The sequence below is a fragment of the Kineococcus halophytocola genome (assembly GCF_041276425.1).
Lineage (GTDB): Bacteria > Actinomycetota > Actinomycetes > Actinomycetales > Kineococcaceae > Kineococcus > Kineococcus halophytocola.
Genome location: NZ_JBGFTU010000028.1, coordinates 1 through 18,916, shown reverse-complemented (window position 1 = coordinate 18,916; position 18,916 = coordinate 1). Strand labels below are relative to the sequence as shown.

Here is an 18,916-nt window from a genome sequence, read left to right as displayed (position 1 = left end):
TCGGGGTTCCTCAACGGTCGAGCTGGAGCTGGGCCAGCCCGGGGTAGACGGCGAAGACGACGACGGTCGGGAGGATCCCGAACACGACGGGCACGAGCATGCGGACCTCGGCCCGGCCACCGGCCTCGGTCAGCCGGCGGTGCTCGGCGTCGCGGGCGTCGACGGCCTGGGCGCGTAGCACCTCGGCCAGCGGGCTGCCGGCCTCGACCGCCACGCAGACGGCGTCGACGAAGCGGGTGAACGGCGGGACCTGCCAGCGGCCGGCCAGCGTCGTCAGCGCCGGCAGCAGCGGTGTGCCGGTCCGGACCCCGGCCAGCGCCGCGCGCAGTCCCGCGCACAGCGGTCCCCGGCCGGCGGCCACCCGTTCCAGGGCGGCGGTCACGTTCTCGCCGGCGGCGACCGACAGGGCCAGCAGCTCGGCCACGGCCGGCAGCTCGGCGACGAGCTCGGCCCGCCGGCGGCGCACCGCCCGGTCCAGGACCGCGTCGCGGGCCAGCACCCCGCCGGTGGCGCCGACGGCCATCGCGGCGAGCACGGCCGGTGGCGCACCGCCCGCCGCGGTGAGGGCCACGACGACGGCCAGGACCACCGCGGCGCAGGCCCACAGGACCTGCTCGGCGCGGTGCCCGGGCAGCCGGTCGGTGCCGTCCGTGCCGGGGTCTAGGACGGCGAGCCGGCCGGCCACGGTGCGCCCGGCGCCGAGCCGTCGGCCCAGGGCCGCCGCCGCGGAGCGCAGCAGGTCGTGCCCGGGCTCGCGCTGCGGTCCCAGGTACGGCAGCACCCGTGCGGCCAGGGGGACGCGCCGGCGCAGCGGGACCCCGGCCAGCACCAGGACCAGCCCGAGGCCGCCGAGCAGCCCGAGCAGCGCCCCGGTCACGCGAGCACCCGCCGCGGCGCCGGCAGCCGGCCCAGCCGCAGCATGAGCCGGTAGGAGCCGGCCGTCAGCAGGGCGCCGAGGCCCAGGACGAGGGCACCGGTGGTGTCGGCGAAGGCGGTCAGGGTCCCGGGCCGGGTGGCCAGCAGGGCGAGCACGACCCAGGGGGCGGCCACGGCCAGTCGGGCCGCCGAGACCGTCCAGCTCTGCCGGGCCAGCAGCTCCCCGCGGGTGCGGGCGTCCTCGCGCAGGTAGCCCGAGAACGTCCGCAACGTCGACCCGAGGTCGCTGCCGCCGACCTGGCGGGTCATCCGCAGGGTCGCGGCCAGCCGGTCGAAGACCGGGTCGGCCAGGTCCTCGCGCAGCCGGTCCAGCTCGGTCTCGAAGGCCCCACTGGCGCGGTGGGCGGCGGCGAAGCGCGCGAACGCCGGCCGGAAGCGGACCGGCCCGCGGACCGCGAGGGAGGCCACGGCCTCCGGCAGGGTCGCCCCGGCGCGCACCGAGGCCGTCACCGCGTCGACGGCGTCGGGCCACTGCGCCGCGGCGTCCTGCGCGCGGGCCCAGGCCCGGGAGCGGGACAGGGCGACCGGGGCCCACGCGGCGGCGGCGAACGCGCCGGCACCCAGCACCGGGACCGCGCTGAGCACCAGCGCCACGGCCCCCGCGAGGGTCCCGGCGAGCAGGCACCCCAGCGGCAGGACCGCGACGGGCACCTCCGTCCAGCCGGCGGCGTCCAGCAGCGCGCGGAGGGGCCGTCGGGCCCGGCGCACCCGCGGCGGGCGGGTCCAGCAGGACCACCACACGCAGAACACCCCCAGCCCCAGCAGCACCCCCACCCCGACCCCGCCCATCAGCGGTTCCCGGGCGCGTCGGTGAGCAGGTCGGCCAGGTCGAAACCCGCGCGCTCGAACCTGTCCCGGTGCGGCGGCCACCCCGACCCGCGCACGAGCCCGCCGCCGCGGGTGGTGAACACCTCGGCGGTCTCCACGACGCCACCCTCGACCCGGCCGGGGACGGCCAGCACCTCGCGCACGCGCCGGCGCCCGCGGGGGTCCAGTTCGGCGTGCACGACGAGGTCCAGGCTGGCCGCCACCGCGGGCACGACGAAACCGCTCGTGACGTTCTCCCCCGCCAGCAGCGGCAGCGTGCACATCTTCGCCACCGCGTCGGCGGCGGAGTTCGCGTGGATCGTCGCCGCGCCGGGCAGCCCGGAGTTCAGGGCGATGAGCAGGTCCAGGCTCTCGGCCTGGCGCACCTCCCCGACGACGAGGCGGTCCGGGCGCATCCGCAGCGCCTCCTTCACCAGGCGGCGCAGCGGGATCTCCCCGCGGCCCTCCAGGTTCGGCTGGCGGCACTGCATGGCGACGACGTCGCGGTTGTGCAGCTGGAGTTCGAACACCTCCTCGCACGTGACGACGCGCTGGTGGGCCGGGACGGCGGCCAGCAGGCAGTTCAGCAGCGTCGTCTTGCCCGCCTGCGTCGCTCCCGAGACCAGGACGTTCACACCGGCCGCGACGGCGGCGGTGAGGAACCGGGCCGCGGGTGCGGTGAGCGACCCCAGGGCCACGAGGTCTTCGAGGCGGCGGGCCCGCACGACGAACCGGCGCACGTTCACCGCCCAGTGCCGGCGCGTCACGTCGGGGATGACGACGTGCAGGCGCGAACCGTCGGGCAGGGAGGCGTCGACGAACGGGGAGGACAGGTCGACGCGGCGTCCACTGGTGGCGAGCATGCGCTCGACGAGTTCGGCGACCGCGTCCTCCTCCAGGACGGTCGTGGTGAGTTCGGCGACTCCCCCGCGCGCGACGAACACCTTGCCCGGTTCGTTGATCCAGATCTCCTCGACGTCGGGGTCGTCGAAGTACCGTTGCAGCGGACCGAATCCCGACACCGCGGCGACCACCTCGCGGACCGCGTCCTGCCGGTCGGCCAACCCGGGCAACGACCCGTCGAGGGACCGCAGGTCGTAGTCCAGGACGACGGCGTCGACCAGGGACCGCAGTTCCGCCGCGTCACCGCGGAAACTGCCCGCCGCGATGCGACGGCGCACCTGCGCCCGCACCTCGTCCTCCACGATCCGCACCGCGTCCACGTGCACCTCCCCCGTCGGCCCTGCGGGCACGGTAAGGGAAACCGGGGATCGGCGTTCGGGTGATGTGGACAACCTCCAGGGGGGGCGTGGACGACGTCGGTTGTGGACAGCGGACCGGTCGCGGCGGCAGGTCGTGCCAGGCTCCCCGGGTGCCGTTCCGGATGACCGTGCTGGGGGTCGACGTGCTGGTGGAGGTCCCCACCGGCACGACGGTGGAGACCGCCCGGGCGCAGTTCGAGGAGGTGACCGGACCGTGGCCGCCGGACTGGCCGCGGGCCTGGGGCCTGGACCCCGCCGCCGTCCTGGGGTTTCCCCCGCTGCTGGCCGGGAGCTGCTGGCCCGGTCCCGGCCGGGAACCGCAGGGCGTGGAACCGCAGGGCGTGGAACCGCAGGGTGTGGAACCGCAGGGCGTGGAACCGCAGGGCGTGGAACTCCTCGTGGCCGCCGGACCGGACGCCGGGGCGCGGTTCACCCTCCCCGCCGGGACCCACGTCGTGGGCCGGGAGGCGGCGGGGACGTCCGTCGCCCTGGGCGATCCCGCGGTCTCGCGGCGGCACGCCGAACTGCGCGTCGACGACGGGGCCGGGGCGACCGTCCGTGACCTCGGTTCGCTCAACGGCACCCGGCTGCTGCGGACGGGCGAGGGGCCCGGGGACGAGAACGGGGACGGGGACGAGAGGGCCGACCGGGGGTTCGCGCTGGAACCGGGGGCCTCGTTCACGGTCGGTGACACGGTCCTGCGCCGGGGGCCGGTGAGCGTGGACGCGGCCCTGGCCCAGCCCGACGGGCAGGGGCACCTCCTGGTGAACCGGCCACCGCGGCTGCTGGCCGAGCTCACCACCCGTTCGTGGCGCTGGCCGCTGCCCGCCCCGCAGACCGAGGCGCCCGGACCGCCCTACCTGGGGCTGTTCGTCCCGCTGGCCGTGGCGGTCGTGCTGGCCCTGGTGTGGACGCCGCTGTCGCTGCTGCTGGGCCTGGCCTCCCCCGTCGTGGCCGGCGGGCAGTGGTGGGGCCAGCGCCGCCGGCACCGCCGGCTCGCGCAGCGCGCCGAGACCGAGCTGGCCGCCGCGCGGGAGGTGGTCCTGCGCGAGCACGCGGACGCGCTGCGGCGCGAGAGCGCCGAACGGCGGGCCCGGCACCCCGGCGCCGAGGAGGTCCACGCCGAGGTGGTGGGGCGCGGTGACCGGTTGTTCCGCCGCCGCCGCGAGGACCCCGACCACCTCACGGTGCGCGTCGGCCTGGGCCCGGCGCAGGCCCGGACCGCGGCGGTGCAGGACGGCGCCGGCCCCGCCTCCCGCCTGCAGGACGTGCCGGTCGTCGTCGACCTGGCCGCGGGGCCCGTGGGGGTGTGCGGCCCGGGCGGGCCGGTGGCCGCCGCCGTGCGCTGGTGGCTGGTGCAGCTGGCGGCCTGGCAGTCCCCGGCCGACGTCCACCTCCTGACCGCGCCGGAGTGGGAGTGGGCGCACTGGCTGCCGCACCACACCGCGCCGGCGGCCGACGGCGACGTGCTGACCGCCGCGCTGGCCGAGGTGCGCGCCCGCGCCGACGGCCGCGGCGGGCCGGCGCTGGTGGTCGTGCTGGACCCGGTCGCGTGGTGGCACGGGGACGGCCGGCTGAGCGACCTCCTCACCGACGGGCCCGCCGCCGGGGTCCACACCGTCTGCGTGGGGGCCGAGCGGGCCGAGCTGCCGCCGGCCTGCCGCACCGTCGTCGACCTCGGCCCGGGCGGCCCCGCGGTGCGGACCGCGGGCGGGGACCGGCCCGTGCGCCCCGACGGCGTCCACCCGGAGTGGGCGCTGGCCCTGGCCCGCGCGGCGGCGCCGCTGCGCGACGGCGGGACCCCGGCCTCGGACGCCCTGCCCGCCGACGTGCACCTGCTCGCCCTCACCGGCCCGGTCGACCCCGACCGGCTCCGCCGGGAGTGGACGGCGCCGCCGGCCGGCCTGCCGGCGGTCGTGGGGGCCGACGCCGCCGGCCCCGTCGTGGTGGACCTCGTGCGCGACGGCCCGCACACCCTGCTGGCGGGGACGACCGGGGCGGGCAAGTCGGTGCTGCTCACCACCCTCGTGCTCGCCCTGGCGCTGCGGACGCCGCCGGAGGGGCTGCAGTTCGTCCTCGTCGACTACAAGGGCGGGGCGGCCTTCGGCGGCTGCACCGGGCTGCCGCACGTCGCGGGGCTGGTGACCGACCTCGACGACCAGCTCGCCGCCCGCGTGCTGCGCAGCCTGCGCGCCGAGGTGGTGCGGCGCGAACGGGTGCTGGCCGAGGCGGGGGTGCCCGACGCCGGTGAGCTGGCCCCGGGGGTCCTGCCGCGGCTGGTCGTCGTGGTCGACGAGTTCCGGGTGCTGGCCCAGGAGGTGCCGGAGTTCGTCGACGGGCTGGTCCGGCTGGCCGCGGTGGGTCGTTCGCTGGGCGTCCACCTCGTCCTGGCCACCCAGCGGCCGGCCGGGGTGGTCAGCCCGGAGATCCGGGCCAACACCGACCTGCGCCTGGCGTTGCGCGTGCAGGACCGCGCCGACGCCGAGGACGTGGTCGCCGACCCGCGCCCGGCGGCCTTCACCGTCCCCGGGCGGGCCCTGCTGCGCTCGGGCACCGCCGGGGCCCGCCCGTTCCAGACCGCCCGGCTGCGCGGTCCGCAGCGCGGCGCGCTCACGGTCGAGGCGGTCGGGGAACACCTCGGGAGCGGGGGACCGCGACCGGAGGTCGACGCGCTGCCGGACCTGGTGCAGGCGGTGCGCACGGCCGCGGCCGGCCGTCCCCGGCCCCGCGCCCCGTGGCTGCCGCCGCTGCCCCCCGTCGTCGGCCCGCACGACCTGCCGCCGGGGACCACGGGCGGGCTGGCGTGGGGCCTGGCCGACCACCCGGACCGGCAGGACCGGAGCGTGGCCCGGTGGGACCTGGACGCCGGCTCGCACCTGCTCGTGGTGGGCGGGGTCCGCAGCGGGCGCACGACGCTGCTGCGCCGGCTCGTCGTGGCGGCCGGTCAGCGCCGGGACGTGGAGGTCCACGTCCTGGACGCCGGTGGTGGTCTGCGCGACCTGGCCGGGACCGGGGGCACGGGCTCGGTCGTGGGCCGGGAGGAGGTGTGGCGGGCGGGCCGGGTCCTGGAGCGGGTGCAGGCCGAGGTGGACGCGCGCCGGGCCGGGACCGTCCCGGCGTCCGGGCTCCTGCTGCTCGTCGTGGACGGCTGGGAGTCGTGGTCGGCGGCGCTGGCCGCGGCCGACCCGGTGGCGGGCACCGACCCGTTGCTGCGGTTGCTGCGCGAGGGCTCCGGGGCCGGGCTGCGGGTCGTCGTGGCCGGGGACCGGCAGTGCCTGACCGGCGCCGTCGCCGCCACCGCGGGGCAGGTCGTGCTCCTGCGCACCGCCGACCGGGGGGACGCGAGCCTGCTGGGGGTGCGTCCGGCCGAGGTGCCCCGGGCCGCGGTCGCCGGGCGGGGCCTGCTCGTCGTTGACGGGCGGGCCACCGAGGTCCAGGTCGCCCTGCCCGGCTCCCCGGAGCCGGCGCGCGCCACCCGGTTCGCCGTCGCCCCCCTGCCCCGGTCCTGCCCGGTCCCGCCCCCGGCCGGGGCCGGGCTGGTCCTGGGCCGCGGTGGGGACGGCGCCGGGCCGGTCGTGGTCGGCGTGGACCCCGTGCTGGTCGTGGCCGGCCCCGCCGGCAGCGGGCGGACGACCGCGCTGCGCACCCTGGCCGCCCAGGAACCGGGCTGCGTGTGGGCCCGCGAGGCCGGGGCCGCGGCCGTCCGGGCCGCCCTGGCCGCAGGACGCCTGGTGCTGCTGGACGACGCGACCCGGCCGCTGCCGCCGGAGGTGGAGGACGCGCTCGTGGGGGCGCTGCAGGACGGGCGCCCGGTGCGCGTCGTGGTCGCGGGTGAGGGTCAGGAGCTCGCGGGCAGCTTCCGGGGGCCGGCGGCGCTGGCCCGCGCGCTGGCCCGCACGACCGTGCTGCTGGGCCGGGGGGACCGGGTGCCGGCCGACCTGGTGGGGCGGCGCCCGCTGCCCGCCCCCGGGCCGGGCCCGGGGGCGGGCTTCGTGGTGCGCGAGGGGGTGTGGACCAGCGTGCGGGTGGGCGCGGCCGACTGCCCTACCGTGGCGGGGTGACCTCCTGCTGGGCGGATCCACCGGACGACGGGCGACGCTCGGTGACGCTCCGGCCGCTGTCGTGACCTAACGTGGTCACCGTTGTCGTCGAGCGGCACCCGACCGCCGCACCCGGCCCCGAAAGGACCCCGCCACGTGTCGACCCCCACGACCGGTGAACCGGCCAGCGACCCGGTCGCGGACGTCTCCGCCGACCTGGTGGAGCTGCGGGTCCCGGCCGACCCGGCGTACCTGACCGTCGTGCGCACCGCGAGCGCCGGGCTGGCCGCCCGGCTGGACCTGACCCTCGACGAGATCGAGGACCTGCGCATCGCGGTCGACGAGGCGTGCACGCTGCTGCTGGGTCCGGCCCCCTGCGACGACGAGCTCGTGGCGAGCTTCCGCCTGGGCGAGGGGACGCTGGAGGTGGAGGTGCGCGGCCCGGCCCGCGACCTGCCCGAGCGCTCGAGCTTCGCGTGGGCGGTGCTGGAGGCGCTGGTGGGCGAGGTGTTCACCGGCACCTCGGCCACGGGGGCCTGGATCGTGCTGCGGCACAGCAAGACGTCGGGGGCACCGGCCGGTGTCGCCGCGGGGGTCGGGTGAACGGTACGTCGCACCGTTCGCCGGCGCGGGACCTGCCGGCAGCGCGCGAGGGCGAGCACGACACGGACGCCCCCCTCCTGGAGCGCATGGCCTCCCTCGCCCCCGACGACCCCGAGCGGGCGCGGCTGCGCGAGCACCTGACGCGCCGCCACCTCCCCCTCGCCGAGCACCTGGCCGCGCGCTTCGCCGGCCGCGGCGAGCCGCAGGACGACCTGACCCAGGTCGCGACCATCGGCCTGCTCAAGGCCCTGGACCGCTTCGACCCCTCGCGCGGGGTCCCCTTCGGCGCCTACGCCGTGCCGACGATGGTCGGGGAGATCAAGCGCCACTTCCGCGACCGCGGCTGGGCGATGCGCGTGCCGCGCCGGGTGCAGGAGGCCGGCCGCCTGCTGGCCGACACCCGTGAGGTCCTGACCCAGGAGCTGGGCCGGGCCCCGACCGTGGCCGAGCTAGCCGAACGCACCGGGCACGACACCGACGACGTCGTGGAGGTGCTGGAGGCCGCCAACGCCTACTCCACGGTGCCGCTGGACACCGGGTCGCCGTCCTCACCGGCCCTGGCCCTGGGGGAGGACGACGCCGCCCTGGCGAACGTGGAGAACCGCGAGGCGCTGCGCCCCCTGCTGGCGGCCCTGCCGGTGCGGGAGCGGCGCATCCTCGTGCTGCGCTTCGTGCGGGGGATGTCGCAGTCGCAGATCGCGGCCGAGGTCGGCATCTCGCAGATGCACGTCTCGCGGCTGCTGAGCCGCACGCTCGGCCGGTTGCGCGAGGGCCTCGGCGACGTCGACGGGTCCTGAGGCCGAGGCCTAGCGCCCGACCTCGGCCGAGACCGGGGGCAGGAACAGCCCGACGCCCACGGCGACGGCGGGCACGACGAGCACCGCCCCCAGCCACGGCGACCCGCCGTTGAAGGCCGGCAGGCCGGCCGCGACCTGCAGCACCTGCCACACGAGCAGCGGTGAGCGCGCCCAGGTCGCCCGCTGCCGCAGGCCGTGGGCGCAGAAGGCCAGGCCGGCGGCGAAGACGACGGCGAGCACGACCACCGAGACCACCGCCAGCGGTGCGCGCGACCCCTCCACGAGGAGGCCGTGCACGAGGTAGGCGCCCCCGGCGAGCAGGAGCAGGACCTCGAGGGCGACGACGGCGGCGATCGCGGTCAGCAGTGGCGGGCGCGGCCGAGGTGACGCAGCCTGGGACGTGGGGACGGACGGCACCCGAGCACGGTACGGCAGGACGCCGGACCCGCCCTGCCGCGCCGGAGGACCAGGGATTACCGGGAGGGGTCCACCGTGTTACGACCGTGTGACGTACTCGACACGCCTGCGGGGTGATCGATCCCGTCTCAACCCTTGTGAAAGTTCGCACGAAGTGTGACTCTTGACCCCGACGCGATCCCCGACACACGTCGCCACCTGGGAAGTTGCAGACGGCGAGCATGTGTCCCGGCACCGCCGGCGTTGCCGGTGCTCAGGGATCCCGCATGTCCAGCTCGTTACCGCGAGGTTGACACGTGTGTCCTGAGACCGAACACGCGAGAAGGAGTGGAACATCCATGGACTGGCGCCACAATGCCGCCTGCCTCGACGAAGACCCCGAACTGTTCTTCCCCATCGGGAACACGGGCCCGGCGATCCTGCAGATCGAAGAGGCCAAGGCCGTCTGCCGTCGCTGCGACGTCGTCGACTCCTGCCTGAAGTGGGCCCTGGAGACCGGCCAGGACGCCGGCGTCTGGGGCGGGATGAGCGAGGACGAGCGTCGCGCGCTCAAGCGTCGCGCCGCCCGCGCCCGCCGCGCGAGCTGACCGCAGCCCGACCGGCACGACCCTGAGCGAGGCCCCCGACCACGGTCGGGGGCCTCGCTCACGTGCGGGCCCGCTCAGTTGCGGACGCTGCCGATCTGGGCGACGTCGCGCCGCACCCGCAGGTCCAGCCGGACCTCGGTCCCCCCGGCCGGGCTCGCGCCGAACTCCATCCGGCCGCGCAGCTCCCCCGCCACCAGCGAGCGGACGATCTGGGTCCCGAGCCCGGAGCTGCCGACCTGGAAGTCCTCCGGCAGCCCCACGCCGTCGTCGCTGACGACCACCTCGAGCCGGTCGTCCGCGGTGTGCTCGACCTTGACCACCACGGTGCCGGCCTTGTCGGACCCGAAACCGTGCTCGACGGCGTTGGTCACCAGCTCGGTCAGGACCAGGGCCAGCGCCGTCGCGTCCTCCTGCCGCAGCTCACCGAACTTGCCCTCCCGGACGGTGCGGACGCGCTCGGCGTTCTCCATCGCGACCTCGGCGGCCATCATGAGGCAGCGGTCGAGGACCTGGTCGAAGTCGACGTTCTCGTCGATGCCCTGCGACAGCGTCTCGTGGACGGTCGCGATCGTCTCCACCCGCCGCATCGCCTCCTGCAGCGCCGAGCGCCCCTCCTCCGAGCCGATGCGCCGCGACTGCAGCCGCAGCAGCGCGGCGACCGTCTGCAGGTTGTTCTTGACCCGGTGGTGCACCTCCCGGATCGTCGCGTCCTTGGTCATGAGCTCGCGCTCGCGGCGGCGCAGCTCGGAGACGTCGCGCACGAGCAGCAGCGCGGCGATCCGCGTGGCCGTCCCGTTCTCCTTGCGCGTCAGCGGGATCGCGCGCATCGACAGGGTCGCGGCGTCCGTCTCCAGGTCGGTCCGCCAGGGGGCCCGGCCGGTGACGACCAGCGGCAGCGACTCGTCCACCGGCAGGTGGGAGGCGGCCAGCGAGCTGGAGATCTCGGCCAGGTTGGCCCCCACGAGCTCACCGATGAGCCCGGCCCGGTGGAAGGCCGACAGGGCGTTCGGGCTGGCGTAGGTGACCACGCCGTCGGCGTCCAGGCGCAGCATGCCGTCCCCCACGCGCGGCGCCCCGCGGCGCGGGCCGGTGGGGGCCGCCGTCTGCGGGAACTCCCCCGCGGCGATCATGCGCGTGAGGTCGTCGGCGCACTTGACGTAGTTCAGCTCCAGGCGGCTCGGGGTCCGCGACGTCGCCAGGTTGGTGTGCCGGGCCAGGACACCCAGGACCACGCCCTCGCGGACGACGGGGATGGTCTCCTCGCGCACGGGGACGTCGTCGTCCCACTCCGGGTCGCGCCCGCGCAGGCTGCGGGCCTCGTCGAACGTCGTGTCCACCTGCGGGCGGCGGCCGCGCTCCAGCACCGCTCCCACGACGTCGTCGTAGTGGACGGTGGGGCCGGTGGTGGGCCGGCAGTGGGCCACCGCCACGAAGTGCTGCCGGTCGGCCGTCGTCACCCACAGGACGAGGTCGGCGAAGGACAGGTCGGAGATGAGCTGCCAGTCCCCGACGAGCAGCCGGAGCCACTCCGCCTCCGCGCCCGAGATCGCGGTCTGGGAGTGCAGCAGGTCGGACATGGTGGGCACCGCACGAGCGTACGGGCCCACCGCGCCGCCCCTCCGCTCAGCCCGCCCGCAGGACGGTGCGCAGGGCCCGCAACCCCACGGACAGCGCCGCGAGGTCACCGGCGCCCGGTTCGCCCTCCAGGTCGGTCATCGTCTGCTGCGCCCGCCGCACGGCCGGTGCGTGGGCGGTCTCCCAGGCCTGCACCGCCGCCGCCGCGTCGACGGCGGCCCCGGCCGGCACCTCCGCGACGACGGCCGCGGTGAAGTCGCGCACGGCGGAGTACAGGTCGTCGCGCAGCGCGGCCCGGGCCAGCGACTGCCAGCGGTCACCGCGCGGCAGGCCGGCGATCCCCTCCAGCACCGTGGTGATGCCGTAGCGGCGCGACAGCTCGTACCAGACCGCGGCGATCTCCTCGACGCTGCGGCCGCTCGCGTCGGCGACCTCCACGACGTCCAGCAGCGGGAACAGCGACAGCAGCGCCACCGTCCGCAGCGCCTCCTCGGCCGGCACGCCGAGCTCGGTGAACCACTGCGCCTCCGCCTGCAGCGCCGCGGCGTCGTCGAGGTCGACGATCGAGGGCGCCAGCCGCGCCACCGCGGGGGCGAACCGCTCGACCTCGGCGGGCACGTCGATCCCCTCCGGCCGCGTGTGCAGCAGCCAGCGCACCGAACGGTCCAGCAGCCGCTGGTGGGCCTGCCGCATCCGGGACTGCGCGTGCGCGGGCACCTCCCCGTCCAGGGCCTCCACCGCCTCGGCGCGCCCGGGCAGCCCGAACACCTGCGAGGCGACGACGAACGCGCGGACGACGTCGGCCAGGTCCGAGCCGGTCTCCTCCGCGGCGCGGAACGCGAACGTCAGGCCCCCCGTGCCCACGACCTGGTTCACCAGGACCGTCGTGGCGATCTCCCGGCGCAGCGGGTGGTCGGTGAGGTGGTCGCCGAACCGCTGCCCCAGCTCGGCCGGGAAGTAGCTGCGCAGGGTCGCCGCGACCCACTCCTCGTCCGGTAGCGCGCTGTCGAGCACCGCCCGGCCCAGGCTGATCTTGGCGTGGGCGATGAGGACCGACAGCTCGGGCATCGTCAGCCCGCCGCCCTCACGGGCCCGGCGGTCCAGCTCCGGTGCCGACGGCAGCGCCTCCAGCCGCCGGTCGACGTCCCCGGCGCGCACCAGCGCGTCGAGGAAGCGCCGGTGCGCCGGGAGCAACCCGGCCGCGAAGGTGCCCTCCACGCTGAGCACGACGTTCTGGTCGTAGTTGTCGCGCAGCACGAGCCGGCCGACCTCGTCGGTCATCCGCAGCAGCGTGGCGTCCCGGTCGGCCGGGTCGAGTTGGCCCTGCGTCACCAGGTGGTCGAGCAGGATCTTGATGTTGACCTCGTGGTCGCTGCAGTCGACCCCGGCGGAGTTGTCGATGGCGTCGGTGTTGAGCTTGACGCCCTCCCCGCCGTGGCCCGACTGCGCCGCCTCGATGCGCCCGCGCTGGGTGAGCCCGAGGTTGCCGCCCTCGCCGACGACGCGCACGCGCAGGTCCCGGCCGTCGATGCGGATGGCGTCGTTGGCCTTGTCGCCGGCGTCGGCGTGCGACTCGGTCGACCCCTTCACGTACGTGCCGATGCCGCCGTTCCAGAACAGGTCGACCGGGGCGGCCAGGACCGCCTTGAGCAGGTCGACCGGCGACATCGAGCGCGTCCCGGGGTCCAGCCCGAGGCGCTGCGCGACCTGCGGGCTGACCGGCACGGACTTCGCGGTGCGCGGGTAGACGCCCCCGCCCTCGGAGACGAGGGAGGTGTCGTAGTCGGCCCACGACGACCGGGGCAGGGCGAACAACCGCGCGCGCTCGGCGTGCGAGGCGGCCGGGTCCGGGTCGGGGTCGAGGAAGACGTGCCGGTGGTCGAACGCGGCGACGAGCCGGATCTGCTGCGACAGCAGCATCCCGTTGCCGAAGACGTCACCGCTCATGTCCCCGACGCCGACGACCGTGAACGGCTCGGACTGGGTGTCGTGCCCGAGTTCGCGGAAGTGCCGGCGCACGCTCTCCCACGCCCCGCGGGCGGTGATGCCCATGGCCTTGTGGTCGTACCCGACGGAGCCGCCGGAGGCGAACGCGTCCCCCAGCCAGAAACCGCGGGACACGGCGATCTCGTTGGCGATGTCGGAGAACGTGGCCGTGCCCTTGTCGGCCGCGACGACGAGGTAGGAGTCGTCGCCGTCGTAGCGGACGACGTCGGCGGGCGGGACCGTCGTGCGCACGCCGTCCACGAGCCGCAGGTCGTCGGTGATGTCCAGCAGGCCCGCGATGAACGTCCGGTAGCAGGCGATGCCCTCGGCCCACCAGGCCTCCCGGTCCACCGACGGGTCCGGCAGCCGCTTGGCGACGAACCCGCCCTTGGCCCCGGTGGGGACGATGACGGCGTTCTTGACGATCTGCGCCTTGACCAGGCCCAGGACCTCCGTGCGGAAGTCCTCGCGCCGGTCCGACCAGCGCAACCCGCCGCGGGCGACCTCCCCGAAGCGCAGGTGCACGCCCTCCACCCGCGGGGAGTACACCCACACCTCGGCGTGCGGGGCGGGTTCGGGCATCCCGGCCACGAGCCGGGGCGAGAGCTTGAAGGACAGGTACGGGTGCGGCCGCCCGTCGGGCCCGTCCTGGTAGGCGTTGGTGCGCACGACGGCCTGCACGACCGACAGCAGCGCGCGCAGGATCCGGTCGGCGTCCAGGCTGGCGACGCCGTCGAGCGCCCCGCGCGTCTCCTCGGCGAGCGCGTCGACGAGCTCGGCCCGCTCGTCCTCGTGGCCCGGCCGCGTGGGCGCGAACCGCGCCTCGAAGAGGCGGACGACCAGCCGCGTGATCCCCACGTCGCCCAGCAGGCAGTTCGCGACGTAGTCCAGCGAGTACGCCAGCCCCACCTGCCGCAGGTAGCGGACGAGGGCGCGCACGACGGCGACCTGCCGCCACGTGAGCTGACCGGCCAGCACGAGCCGGGCCAGGCTGTCGCTCTCGGCCCGCCCCGCCCAGGCCGCGGCGAACGCCTCGGTGAAGCGGGTGCGGGCCGCGGCCGCGTCGGCGTCCAGGTGCCACACGTCGACCGGCAGCCGGAGCCCGACGTCGTCGACCCACACCCGGTGGCCGTCCTCGCGCGTGAGCTGGTGGGGTCGCTCGTCGGTGACCTCGACCCCCAGGTCGGACAGGACCGGCAGGACCGCGCTCAGCGTGACCGGGCTCGTCCGGTAGCTCGTCAGCCGCCACGACCGCGGCTGATCGGGGTCCTCGCGCAGGTCGAGCAGGGGCTGGTCGGCGTCCTGCCCGGAACGGTCGAGCAGTTCCTCGGCCCGCTGCAGGTCCGCGACGGCCCGGTCGACGGGGACCGAGGCGCGGTAGCCGTTGGGGATGCCCCCGGCCCAGCGCCGCACCAGGGCCGCGCCGGCGTCGCCGGCCCGGTCGCGGGCGTCGTCGACGACGTCGTCCTCCCAGGAGCGGGCCGCGCGCGCGACGTCCGCCTCGAGCCGGGAGACGTCGACGTCGGTCAGCTCCTCCCCGGCACGGGCCCGGACCACGACGTGCAGCCGGGCCAGCACCGACTCCGACACCCGCAGGGTGTGCTCGACCGAGCCGCCGTCGAAGGCGTCCTGCAGGAGCGACTCGATGCGGGCCCCCACGCGCGTGGTGTAGCGGTCCCGCGGCATGTACACCAGGCACGACATGAAGCGCCGGTAGTCGTCGCGGCGCAGGAACAACCGGGTCCGGCGCCGTTCCTGCAGGCGCAGCACGGCCAGGGAGGTCTGCAGGACCGTGTCGACGTCGGACTGCAGCAGCTCGTCGCGCGGGAACGTCTCCAGGATGCTCAGCAGGTCCTTGGCCGAGTGACCGCCGGACCCGAAACCGGCGCGCTGCAGGACCTCGGTGACCTTCTCGGCCACCACCGGGACGCGCTTGACGGAGTCGGTGTACGCCACCGACGTGAACAGGCCCAGGAAGCGCAGCTCACCGGTGACGCGGCCCTCGGCGTCGAACTTCTTCACCCCGACGTAGTCGAGGAAGGCCGGCCGGTGCACCGTGGCCTGCGCGTTGGCCTTCGTCACCACCAGCACCTGCGGCTCGGTCGCCTTGTCCCGCACGGGCCCGGACAACGTGCGCTCACGCCCCCCGGAGCGCCCGGGCCGTTCGGCGAGGACGCCGAGGCCGCTGCCGGGGCGGGCCACGAGCAGGACGTCCTCACCGCCCTCCTGCCCCGGGGCGGTCGTGAGGTCGTACTCGCGGTAGCCGAGGAACGTGAACCGGTCGTCGGCCATCCAGCGCAGGAACCGCTCGGCCGTGCGCAGCTCGGTGTCGGCGATGCCCCGGGGTGGGTCGATCTGCAGCGCGTCGGCGATCTGCAGGGCCTTGGCCCGCATGGGCTGCCAGCCGTTGACGGCGGCGCGGACGTCGTCCAGGACCCCCTGCAGGCTCCGCAGCAGCTCGGCGTCGGCCTCCGGACCCGCCGCCGAGGCGTCGACCTCGATGCGGATCCACGACTCGGCCGGTTCCGACGGCGGCGCGGTCCCGACGTCGTGCAGGTCCTCCAGCGTCCCGTCGGCCGCCCGGCGCGCGGCGAGGCGGGGGTGGACGAGCAGGTGGATGCCGCGGCCGGCCCGGGTGAGCGCAGCGGTCAGGCTGTCGACGAGGAAGGACATGTCGTCGGTGACGACCTCGACGGTGGCCCGCCCCTCCCCCGCCCCCGAGGCGGCCCCGTCCACGATGCGGACGAGGGTCGTGCCCGGCCGCCGCACCGCGCCGCAGCGCACGTGGGAGGCGAGGGCCCTCAGCAGCTCGGCCGGCGCGCGGTCGGCGAGGTCCTCGGGCGCGGTGTGCGCGAAGTAGTCCAGGAGCAGGCGCTCGACGGCCGTCCCGGTGCGCAACGCCTCCGGGACCCCCTCCCCCCAGTGGTCGTCCCGGGCGGTCGAGGCGGCGCGCACGAGCTCGCGCACGCTTGCGGTGGGGGCCGAGGTCGAGGCGGGCATCAGTGCTCCGGGTCGCGGGTGGACACGCGTCTGGAGCCTAGTGGCGACCCCCCGGGCTCCGCAGGGGGAAGCGCACCCCGGGACCTAGAGTGAGGCCGTGCCCACCCCGTTCTCCGAGCTGACCCGGTTCACGGCGGCCCCCGCCGCCGTGCACGCCGTCCTGGTCGACCCGGCGTTCCTGCGCGCCCGCGCCGAACGCTCCGGCGCCCTCGAGCACAGCGAGTCCGTCACCGACGAGGGCGGGGTGGTCGTCGTCACGAGCAGCCGGACCGTGAGCACGGCCGTCCTGCCCGCCGCCGCCGCACGCTTCCTGGGGACCACCGCCGTGGTCGAGCAGGTCGAGCGGTGGGACCCCGCGGGCGCCGACGGCGGCCGCCGCTCCCACCTCACGCTCACGATCCGGAACGCACCGGTGACCCTGTCGGCGTCCTCGGTGCTCGCCGCCGACGGTCCCGGCAGCGTCCACACCCTGGACGGCTCCCTCGACGTGCGGGTGCCCCTGCTGGGCGGGCAGGTCGAGCGGGCCGCCCTGCCGGGCCTGCTGCAGCTCGTGCGCTCGGAGTCGGCCCTGGCCCAGGAGTGGTCGGCCGGCGCCTGACCCGGCTCCGGGCACCGAGTCGGCTCAGGCACCGAACCGGCTCAGGGGCCGACGCTGAGCAGGATCGGCAGCTCGCCGGCGTCGTACCAGAGCAGGTCGTGCCCCTCGCACGCCTCGACCGCGAACTGCGCGTCCTCGTCGCCGGCGTCGGCGGCCGGCAGCGCGGCCACGGCCGTGCGCACGTCCGCCGCGGCCTCCCCGTCGTCGACGTGGACGCTGGCGAGGTCGTCGAGCGACAACGGGACGGTGAGCCGCACCTGCGAGCGCTCCGGGGCCGCCCACCCGGCGCGTTCGACCTGGACGGCGGTGTCGGGGACGTCGAGGGCGAGGACCACCCGCCGGGGCGCGGCCGAGCCGGCCTCGGCGGCCAGCAGCCGCACCGACTCCCCCGCGGCGTCCGTCATCGCGACGTACTCCAGCTCCTCCTCCAGGTCCCGCGGGTCGGCGTCGGCGTAGAAGTCCCGCAGGGCGGGGGTCACCGCGTGCACGGTGACCGGCGCCGCCGCGAGCTCGGCGGCGTCGGCGAGGCGGGCCAGGGCCGGGAGCGTCGTGGGCCAGTAGACGCGCACGCTCAGCGCCCGTCCCCGGCGTCGTCGGTGGTCTCGTCGTCCTCGTCGTCCCAGACCTCGTCGAAGACGATGCCGTCGATCTCGTCGAGGCGTTCGGCGGCGTCGGTCTCCCCGTCCGCGTCCGCCTCGGCGGCCTTGACCAGCCACTCGCGCGCCTCGGCCGTGCGGTCGACGGACAGCAGGGCGTCGGCGTAGGCGTACCAGAGCCGCGCCCGCCAGGGGGCCCGGCTGTTGGTGCGCAGCTGCGGGACCTGCAGGGACACCACGGCGGCGTCGTGCTGGCCGAGGTCGTGGCGCGCACCGGCGGCGACGATGAGCATCTCCACCTTGGCCGGGGTGTCCAGGCCGGCGACCTCCGGCGAGGTCGCGAGGTCCAGGGCGCGCTCGGGGCGGCCCAGACCGCGCTCGCAGTCCGCCATGAGGGGCAGGTAGCTGTCGTCCCCCGTCATGCGGCGGACGGTGCGCAGCTCGGCGAGGGCCTCGCGGAAGTGCCCCGCCTTGTACGCGGCGATGCCGGCGGCCTCGCGCACGGCGGCGATCCGCCCACCACGCTTCTGGGCCACCAGCGCGTGCTGCCAGGCCGCCTCGGGGTCGACGTCGACGAGCTGGCCGCTGGCGACCAGGTGCTTGGCCACGACGTCGGCGCTCTCGCCGGTCAGGCTCTGCAGGGCCCGGCGGACGTCGGGGGCCAGTTCCTTGCCCGTCACCCCGTCCGGGACCCGCGGACCGGTCGGGCGCGGCGGGCGGGTGTCCCGACCGCGGTCGGCCCCGGTGGAGCGGACCGGCCCGCGCTCGGTGCGGCGGGGACGCTCCTCGCCGCGCTGCGGGCGGTCGCGGAAGGGACGCTCGCCCCGGTCGGGGCGGGACCCACGGTCCGGACGACCCGCACGGTCGGGACGACCCGCGCCACCGCGGGCGGCCGGACGCTCGCCCGAGCGGGCCTCGGGCCGGGAACCGCTGCGGGAGCCACCCCGGGCATCGTCACGGCCCCGCGCACGGCCGTCTCCGCGGGAGTCCTCGCGGCGGGAGGAGTCGCGCTGCGGACGGTCGGAACGGGAGCGGTCGTCGTCGCGGCGAGGACGGTCCTCACGGCGGGGACGCTCATCGTCGCGACGGGGACGCTCGGTACGGGGGCCGCGGTCCTCCCACGGACGGTCGGTGCGGCGGGGACGCTCCTCCCGCTGACGCTCGTCGCGGGGACGGTCACCGTAGGTGCGCTGGGGCCGCTCCCCCGAGCGCGCACCGTCGCGCAGCGGACGGCCGGGACGCTGGTCATCCGCCGTGGACGAGCGACGAGGACGGTCACGGTCGTAGCGGTCGGAGCGTTCACCCCGGTCGGGGCGCTGCGGGCCGTCGGAACGACGAGGACCACCGGACCGGAACCCGCCGGAGCCCCCGCGGGCACCACCGGTCGGACGACGTTCGCCGTTCCCGCGACCGCGCGAACCTGCTTCTGCCATGCCGATCTCCCCACCGCCGCGCACCGCGCGGTTGTCCTCGTCACTGTTCACGTTGAGCTCGCCGAGCGAGCGGTCCAGCCTCTCACACGGGCCGGACATGACGATGGGGAGCGACTCCCGAAGGAGGCGCTCCCCATCACCACTCACAAGAGTGAGTGGCCGGCGGTGACCTACTCTCCCACCCAGTCTCCCGAGCAGTACCATCGGCGCAGGTGGGCTTAGCTTCCGGGTTCGGAATGAGACCGGGCGTTTCCCCACCGCTATGACCACCGGACCACA

General features: G+C 76.4%; 13 protein-coding genes and 1 rRNA gene. 5 read left to right on the top strand and 9 right to left on the bottom strand.

Annotated elements, in window-relative coordinates; genetic code table 11:
• Positions 1–10: 10 nt before the first annotated feature.
• From AB2L27_RS18560 to AB2L27_RS18550, 3 genes are read right to left on the bottom strand one after another with little or no spacing between them, the layout of a single operon-like run.
• Positions 11–877, bottom strand: a complete 867-nt coding sequence (locus AB2L27_RS18560) for a type II secretion system F family protein (RefSeq protein WP_370442977.1) — start codon at positions 875–877, stop codon at positions 11–13.
• Complete coding sequence (locus tag AB2L27_RS18555) at positions 874–1,725, bottom strand: type II secretion system F family protein (protein WP_370442976.1); 852 nt, start codon at positions 1,723–1,725, stop codon at positions 874–876. The genes AB2L27_RS18560 and AB2L27_RS18555 overlap by 4 nt, the downstream gene beginning before the upstream one ends.
• The gene (locus AB2L27_RS18550) at positions 1,725–2,966 is read right to left on the bottom strand and encodes a CpaF family protein (protein ID WP_370442975.1); all 1,242 of its coding nucleotides are present in this window, start codon (positions 2,964–2,966) and stop codon (positions 1,725–1,727) included. Before AB2L27_RS18550 ends, AB2L27_RS18555 begins: the two co-directional genes overlap by 1 nt.
• A gap of 149 nt (positions 2,967–3,115) precedes the next feature.
• Between AB2L27_RS18550 and AB2L27_RS18545 the strand changes: the two genes are divergently transcribed.
• The 3 genes from AB2L27_RS18545 (at position 3,116) to AB2L27_RS18535 (ending at position 8,445) form a co-directional block, all read left to right on the top strand.
• Positions 3,116–7,066, top strand: coding sequence for an FtsK/SpoIIIE domain-containing protein (locus tag AB2L27_RS18545; protein ID WP_370442974.1), 3,951 nt, complete (start codon positions 3,116–3,118; stop codon positions 7,064–7,066).
• 135 nt (positions 7,067–7,201) lie between these two features.
• Entirely contained in the window at positions 7,202–7,648 is a 447-nt protein-coding gene (locus AB2L27_RS18540) for an ATP-binding protein (RefSeq protein ID WP_370442973.1), read from the top strand.
• Positions 7,645–8,445, top strand: a complete 801-nt coding sequence (locus AB2L27_RS18535) for a SigB/SigF/SigG family RNA polymerase sigma factor (protein WP_370442972.1) — start codon at positions 7,645–7,647, stop codon at positions 8,443–8,445. Before AB2L27_RS18540 ends, AB2L27_RS18535 begins: the two co-directional genes overlap by 4 nt.
• A 9-nt stretch (positions 8,446–8,454) precedes the next feature.
• Here the strand turns inward: AB2L27_RS18535 and AB2L27_RS18530 are convergent, their stop codons facing one another.
• Positions 8,455–8,862 (bottom strand): hypothetical protein, encoded by a 408-nt coding sequence (locus AB2L27_RS18530; protein ID WP_370442971.1) that lies wholly within the window; start codon positions 8,860–8,862, stop codon positions 8,455–8,457.
• A 338-nt stretch (positions 8,863–9,200) separates the two neighbouring features.
• Here AB2L27_RS18530 and AB2L27_RS18525 point away from each other — a divergent pair, with 338 nt between their 5' ends.
• Positions 9,201–9,449 carry a WhiB family transcriptional regulator gene (locus AB2L27_RS18525; RefSeq protein WP_179753353.1) on the top strand — a complete coding sequence of 83 codons (249 nt, stop codon included), beginning with the start codon at positions 9,201–9,203 and terminating at the stop codon, positions 9,447–9,449.
• Between the two features lie 74 nt (positions 9,450–9,523).
• On the opposite strand, the gene AB2L27_RS18520 is transcribed toward AB2L27_RS18525, so the two are convergent.
• Complete coding sequence (locus tag AB2L27_RS18520; RefSeq protein WP_370443005.1) at positions 9,524–11,026, bottom strand: sensor histidine kinase; 1,503 nt, start codon at positions 11,024–11,026, stop codon at positions 9,524–9,526.
• 46 nt (positions 11,027–11,072) lie between these two features.
• Complete coding sequence (locus AB2L27_RS18515) at positions 11,073–16,010, bottom strand: NAD-glutamate dehydrogenase (RefSeq protein ID WP_370442970.1); 4,938 nt, start codon at positions 16,008–16,010, stop codon at positions 11,073–11,075.
• A gap of 97 nt (positions 16,011–16,107) precedes the next feature.
• Here AB2L27_RS18515 and AB2L27_RS18510 point away from each other — a divergent pair, with 97 nt between their 5' ends.
• Positions 16,108–16,608, top strand: coding sequence for a DUF2505 domain-containing protein (locus AB2L27_RS18510; RefSeq protein ID WP_370442969.1), 501 nt, complete (start codon positions 16,108–16,110; stop codon positions 16,606–16,608).
• A gap of 41 nt (positions 16,609–16,649) precedes the next feature.
• Here the strand turns inward: AB2L27_RS18510 and AB2L27_RS18505 are convergent, their stop codons facing one another.
• The 3 genes from AB2L27_RS18505 to rrf all read right to left on the bottom strand — a co-directional run bounded on the left by AB2L27_RS18505 (position 16,650) and on the right by rrf (position 18,911).
• The gene (locus AB2L27_RS18505) at positions 16,650–17,177 is read right to left on the bottom strand and encodes a DUF6912 family protein (protein ID WP_370442968.1); all 528 of its coding nucleotides are present in this window, start codon (positions 17,175–17,177) and stop codon (positions 16,650–16,652) included.
• A 2-nt stretch (positions 17,178–17,179) separates the two neighbouring features.
• Positions 17,180–17,884 carry a tetratricopeptide repeat protein gene (locus AB2L27_RS18500; RefSeq protein WP_370442967.1) on the bottom strand — a complete coding sequence of 235 codons (705 nt, stop codon included), beginning with the start codon at positions 17,882–17,884 and terminating at the stop codon, positions 17,180–17,182.
• A 910-nt stretch (positions 17,885–18,794) separates the two neighbouring features.
• Positions 18,795–18,911 (bottom strand): 5S ribosomal RNA (rrf, locus tag AB2L27_RS18495).
• Positions 18,912–18,916: the final 5 nt, after the last annotated feature.